Annotated in this window: 6 protein-coding genes; all 6 read right to left on the reverse strand. The window is 51.7% G+C overall.

Annotated features, from left to right (window positions below; genetic code table 11):
- A partial coding sequence (locus tag VKV18_RS13890; RefSeq protein ID WP_324204785.1) for a DNA polymerase Y family protein occupies positions 1-350 on the reverse strand: 350 nt, incomplete at its 3' end.
- Between the two features lie 203 nt (positions 351-553).
- Positions 554-2137 carry a DUF2079 domain-containing protein gene (locus VKV18_RS13895; protein ID WP_324204786.1) on the reverse strand — a complete coding sequence of 528 codons (1584 nt, stop codon included), beginning with the start codon at positions 2135-2137 and terminating at the stop codon, positions 554-556.
- A 161-nt stretch (positions 2138-2298) separates the two neighbouring features.
- The gene (locus VKV18_RS13900) at positions 2299-2472 is read right to left on the reverse strand and encodes a hypothetical protein (protein WP_324204787.1); all 174 of its coding nucleotides are present in this window, start codon (positions 2470-2472) and stop codon (positions 2299-2301) included.
- A gap of 10 nt (positions 2473-2482) precedes the next feature.
- Entirely contained in the window at positions 2483-3712 is a 1230-nt protein-coding gene (locus tag VKV18_RS13905; RefSeq protein ID WP_324204788.1) for a type II secretion system protein, read from the reverse strand.
- Positions 3713-3739: 27 nt separating this feature from the next.
- Complete coding sequence (locus VKV18_RS13910; RefSeq protein ID WP_324204789.1) at positions 3740-4777, reverse strand: hypothetical protein; 1038 nt, start codon at positions 4775-4777, stop codon at positions 3740-3742.
- Positions 4778-5204: 427 nt separating this feature from the next.
- A partial coding sequence (locus tag VKV18_RS13915; protein WP_324204790.1) for a hypothetical protein occupies positions 5205-5576 on the reverse strand: 372 nt, incomplete at its 5' end.

The raw sequence follows: 5576 nt of genomic DNA on the forward strand, positions 1-5576 counted from the left end.
GGGCGCCCCTGCACCGTACGCCCGATCCCACAAACCATCTCGTCTATGCTAAGCACCTGAACCGACACGAAATAGGCTTGAAGCAGCTCACAGAGAGCACGATGATACTGCACATAAAGCAGGGGGCGCGCCTCTATCACCACCAGTTCTGGGCAGAGACGACGCGCCGTCCTCACGCTGGTGCCGGTGCGAATGCCAAACGCTTTTGCCTCATAAGAGGCGGCTATAGCGCAAGTCGTCGGCACCTTAAGCGGCACCACAATCACGGGCTTTCCCCGCAGTGCCGCGTTTTCTTGCTGCTCCACAGAGGCGAAAAAAGCGTTCATATCGAGAAAAAACCGCCGGTTCACCGCGTCTTTCTCCAGTGAAGATTTTCAGTTCAATTCTAGCATAATTCTGTCTACATATTTTTATTCTAACATTCTCGTCTGCAGAGGGAACCGGCGAGGTGTTTTACGGCCTTCAGCAGGCCGAGCAGGCGGTTTCACATCTACCTGCATAGAGTAAGTCAAACAGAGAGGCCACTAGAGAGGGCACATCGCGTTTGGGCGACTTAGTTTTCCGGTGGAGAGGAACACAGCGAGAAGATGGGGTTTTGCCAGGCGGTACCTTGTAGCAAACGCAGCCCTCGCCGATGATCGGCGCCCCGACGCAAGAGCACAAAATCGCCGGAAGCTTGAATAACTCCATACGCCGGGGTTTTAAACAGCTGCGACACCATGTAGGCATAGTTGTTGGCCGTAAGAGGCCACTCGTTCGGTGCGATATTCAATACCACATACTCCACATCGCTTTGCGCAAAGCGGCGCTGCAGCTCTTTAGGCGGCAACGCATGAAAATCTTGCAGCTCCTCGTTGCGCAGAGCTTGTGCGCTGTTTCCCCAAGCAGCCGCCTGAAACGGGTTGGGGAAAACGTAAACCCGTTCGCGTTGAGCCAACCAAGTTGTGAGCGCCGATTGGGCGGAAACGCTGGCATCAGGGGGAATTTGGCGCAGCCATCGGCGCACCTTTTGGCTTTGCGCTTCACTTAGCATCGGCGGATAGGGCAAGGTGGTTCCGAGCCAAGCTCCCATAAGGTGTGTCGCCATAGAGGCGCAGACCAAAACGCCTCCACCCAATAAGCCATAAGTGAACTGCTGCCCAACGGGATAGTTTTGAAATAGCTCTCTAACGCGTTCTATTCCTAAAACCGTGCCCAACATGAGCAAAGGAATGATGGGTGCCGAATAGTGAAAGCCGACGTAGTGCATCTGAACGCGATCGGCAAGCAGATTGCTGAGAAGAATAGGAACAAGAAGCGCCAAAATCTTCGGTGCAAGCAGCGGCATAAAGGCCAACGGATAGAGCAAATCGCCCAAATAGGCCAGATTTTGGTCGGATATAACTATGGTCAGCACGTGCAGAGGATGCAACAACAAATACGCTACGATGCCGAACAAGCTATTGCCATAGGCATGATAAAGCGAAAGATAGGCCGATGGATGCCCTCCGTTGAGCCATTGCATGATTTTGAGAGCCGTTAAAAACCATGTCACACTAAACAGGCTTACCGCAAGTCCACGTCTCCAACCGTCTTTGGCACCCACATAAAACCCCAACATCATCCCCACCAAGCCGCAACTCTCTTTGCAGGCCAAGGCACCGATAAGCAGTGACCAAAAGGCTTTCCACCGCCGTTTTTCTAACGCTACAAAAGCGAAAAGGAGGAATGGAGTGATGAATGCATCCGGGTGAAAGTCAAATAGATTGATCCACTGCAAGGCCGGATAGAAGAGATAGGCCAAAGCAAGCGCTATGCCTAGCAGTTGGCTGCGCAGCCGGGAGAGTGTCAACAGATAGACCGCTATTGCTCCACTTGCCAGCCCAAGTGTTTGAAGCACCAACAACATTTTTGGATCGGGAAAAATATGATAGATGAGGGCGATGGGGAGGAGAATGGGCGAGAAATGATCGGCAAACAGGTTCAGCCCCCGCAGCGTTATAAAGGGCGTTTGAAACCGACTTAGCAGCCAAACCCCTTGCACAAAGATGCCGAGGTCGTAGGCCATAGCGCCAAAACGTTCGTAACGGGTGAAACTGCAGCGAATTCCCCAAGCCACATAAAACCCCACGGCCAGCAACACAATACCTGGAGGCATATATCTCCAGCCATTGGTGTGTAGGGCCGATAGGGAAAAACGTGGCCTTCTACCTTTAGGCCGTGCATAAGCAACCGGCAAGCCTAAAAACTCCTCCTGCGGCACGGCGCGACTCCGAGCCTTTTATAATATCCCCTTTGCGTTCGTGCTACTTTCCACCATTAGTAGTGGAAAGTAGGGGGCAGAGGCTTGGCATGATTAAACATCTGCACCTGTTCCATAGGAGAGACGTTCCGCTTGGGTGGCTCCAGTAGATGATAAGCGATTATCGCCAACACAATACCCAGTGCAGCCAATACCGCTATAACTACCACCTGTGGAAGTTCGCGATTCATCTTCCTCTTCCTACCGATACGCCGGTGGAATAACGCTTAACAAGCAGTCTACAAACTGGCTGTCCGACACGTTTGGCGCTCCACAGTAGTCACTCTGACGGTCGTTAATATCCTCTCGAACGGAGTTATACCACATGTAGGTTGGAGAAACGGTTGAGGCTAGGCGCATCCACTTGACATGCCCATCGGCAAAGGCCCAGTTGCCCCCTTTATTGTGCCAAAACGGTAACGAACCACCTCCTGCGTCGTACTCCCATGGGAACGTCCAGGTGCCCAAGTCCGGCCAAAAGTCGCGTGTCTCCAGAATCAAGATCAGTTCAGAAGGCCGCCTAATCCACGATTGACGTGGTATATGGTCGAGGCGTATCTTATGATTGATCTCGTTATTGAACACGTCCCCGTTCAACGCCAAATTGGATTCGCTATGGAAATGCTTATGAAGCCAATCCTGACGGGTCATCGTGCCGTCTTGTAGGCACCCAAAATCCCCCGGCCAATCGAACTCGTTACGCGACCAAGGCGCCGAGGGGCAGATCAAAATCTGATCGTTTTTTGTGTAGGGCATCACCACCGCGCGCCAGGTGGTGTGATAGAAGTACTTCTGCGGATCGGTGTAGATGCGCGCTGTGGGAAAAGCCTCATCGTAATCTTGGGTGTACATCTGTAGTCCCAGCTCTTCTTCATGCATGTTCGAGGCGCAAACCTCCTGTCGTGCCTTCTCGCGTGCACGCCCCAAAACAGGGAACAGCATTCCCGCCAGTAAACTGATAATGGCGATAGTAACAAGCAGCTCAACCATGGTAAATGCCCATCGATCTTTCATTGTTTGAACCCTCCCATATCCCCCAAAGAGGCGGATACCGCCTTTGATGGAGAGAGTATACGCCGATTTGAAATGACAGACAAGACTTAAAATTGAGACATTTTTGTCGCAGAAGCCGTCGGTTTCTTGATCGGGATTAGCGGTATCGGCAGAGCTGCTTGCAATCGCCTCCACATGCCTGTGGGGAGTTAGCGTAACCCAACCTTGTCGCAAAGCGTAGATCAACACGCCCCCCCGGTCACGACATCCGGTGATCGCAAAGATGCGCTGGAACTCCGTGTCAATGGTATGAGGGGAGCGATGAAGCCGTTCGGCTAACAAATGACTGTCGGTCGTTTCCAGGTCCAAACAGGCTTGCAACAGCTCTCGTAAAGCAGGCGAGAGAGGCTCTTTGGGTTTACGGGGCTTACGCGGCATACGCCATGGTTCCTTTCTACCTTCTTCTTAAGCCGCCCTATAGAAGCCGTAGATCGGCACAACAACAGGGTTTGTTGGCAAAGGCGGCTCGGTGAAGATAAAGAGCTTGGCAGCGAGGGGGCCCTCCTCAAGCGTGTGTGCGATGAGAAAAAGCTTCACAGTCTGCTTAATGGAGCGGCCATGAGAGCTTTCAACAACCTGAAACAGCCCTTCTGGCTGCACAAAAACTTTGGAAACGGTAAAAAGTGTGTGTGTGGGTGTCTTGAGAACAACAACTGCTTGTAAGGAAGAGAGACTATGAAAAACACCTAAAGAGATAGGGTTTGGGGATACAAGCAGCGGCGGCAGCATCTCACCCTTTACAAGCGTCTCCATACGCGGTTGCACCGGATCGTTGGTAATAAAGATCACACGCTGTTGGAAAGCGCCGGTTGGTAGATGTGGATTGGACTTTAATGTGACTAACAAACCGGCAGCAGCGGGCTGAATGGAGACGATGTGAAAGAACTTCGGGCTGTATCGGGCTTGGAGAACGCGCAGATGGGGTTGGTAACTCGAAAGAATCTGAATGAGGAGCGTTTTGGTGGTACCAGGTCGCAGTGTTCCAAAATCGGCTTCGGATGGCAGCGGCTGTGTAACGTTGCCGATAATGCTGAGACGAAGGGGAAGTTTATAGCCTTGAAAGCCCAAGAACGGAGAGAGTTGAAGGCGCCCTAAAAGCCCGGCCGTTTTTACCACCACATGCGCCTGCACCGTTTGATGAGGAGGGATCGTCCGCTTATCCAGCTGAATGTCCGTGCAGCACCCTTTCTCTACAAGAATAATGCGCAGTGTTCGATCGGACAGATTCTTCAAAAGGAACGTTTTTGTGGGCTGCTGTCCTGGATAGACGCTGCCCACCCACCATATCGCCGGAGAGGCCTGCACAGGCGCCGGCTTCGGCGTTTTGATGAAAAGGGACAGATAATAGGAGAGCAATCCTATAGGTGAGGTGACCAAGAAGGCAATAAGATAAGAAACCCACAGTTTGCTACTAGGTACCGATAACTTCAAGTTTGTGCCCATCGCTTTAAGTTCCCCATAACTGTTATGCAAGTCAGTTACTATTATCCTATCCTATTATAAGCTCTCATAAGGCCTCACCGAGGCCAGAGAGTTCTGGCCTCGGTTTAACGTTCTACTGAGAAGATGTAGGTGCAGCACACCCACAAGCAGGTGAACCTCCTACACATTGGCAGATAGCACAGGAGGGTGCAGAACATGACGCACTGCAGGAATTTGTGGTATTCCCATTTGAGCACGTTACACTACACGATGTCGGGTAGATGCATTGGCATATCGCAATGCCTGTTCCCACCCAAAAGAGAACGGCTATCAGCCAAGGAAACACCCTCCGCAGCATCCTCACTTCCCTCCTTTCTGCTGCAAGATAAGCCCAATATACACCCATCTTCCCCCAAAAACAAGTCCTATTTTTGAGACATTTTTTGGCTCAGAAGTGCAGATTAACGTTATTCGCCCGCATCCCACTATAGAGTGCCATAGCGCGTTCCATAATCCAGTTCTGCACACTCGGTGACCAGCGAAACCATAGACCATACGGCCCTGCATGGCTATCCGCCTGATACCTCGCTACAAAATAGACTAAAGCGTAGGTGTAAGGCCCCTTGTCAACCGGATAAGGAGTGTTTGAGCTAGTCCACATCTCTCCCACCTGTTTATTGCCGGAAAGCTCTAGCATTTCTCTGGCCTCCTCCTGCATGGAAGCTTGGCTGTTGGAAAACGGAAGCATTCGCTGAAACACTTTAATCCGAGCATCCGACAAGTCTAAGCCAGACCATACCCCGGTCCCTGGAGGATAGTA

This window comes from Chthonomonas sp. (assembly GCF_035294505.1).
Taxonomy (GTDB): domain Bacteria; phylum Armatimonadota; class Chthonomonadetes; order Chthonomonadales; family Chthonomonadaceae; genus Chthonomonas.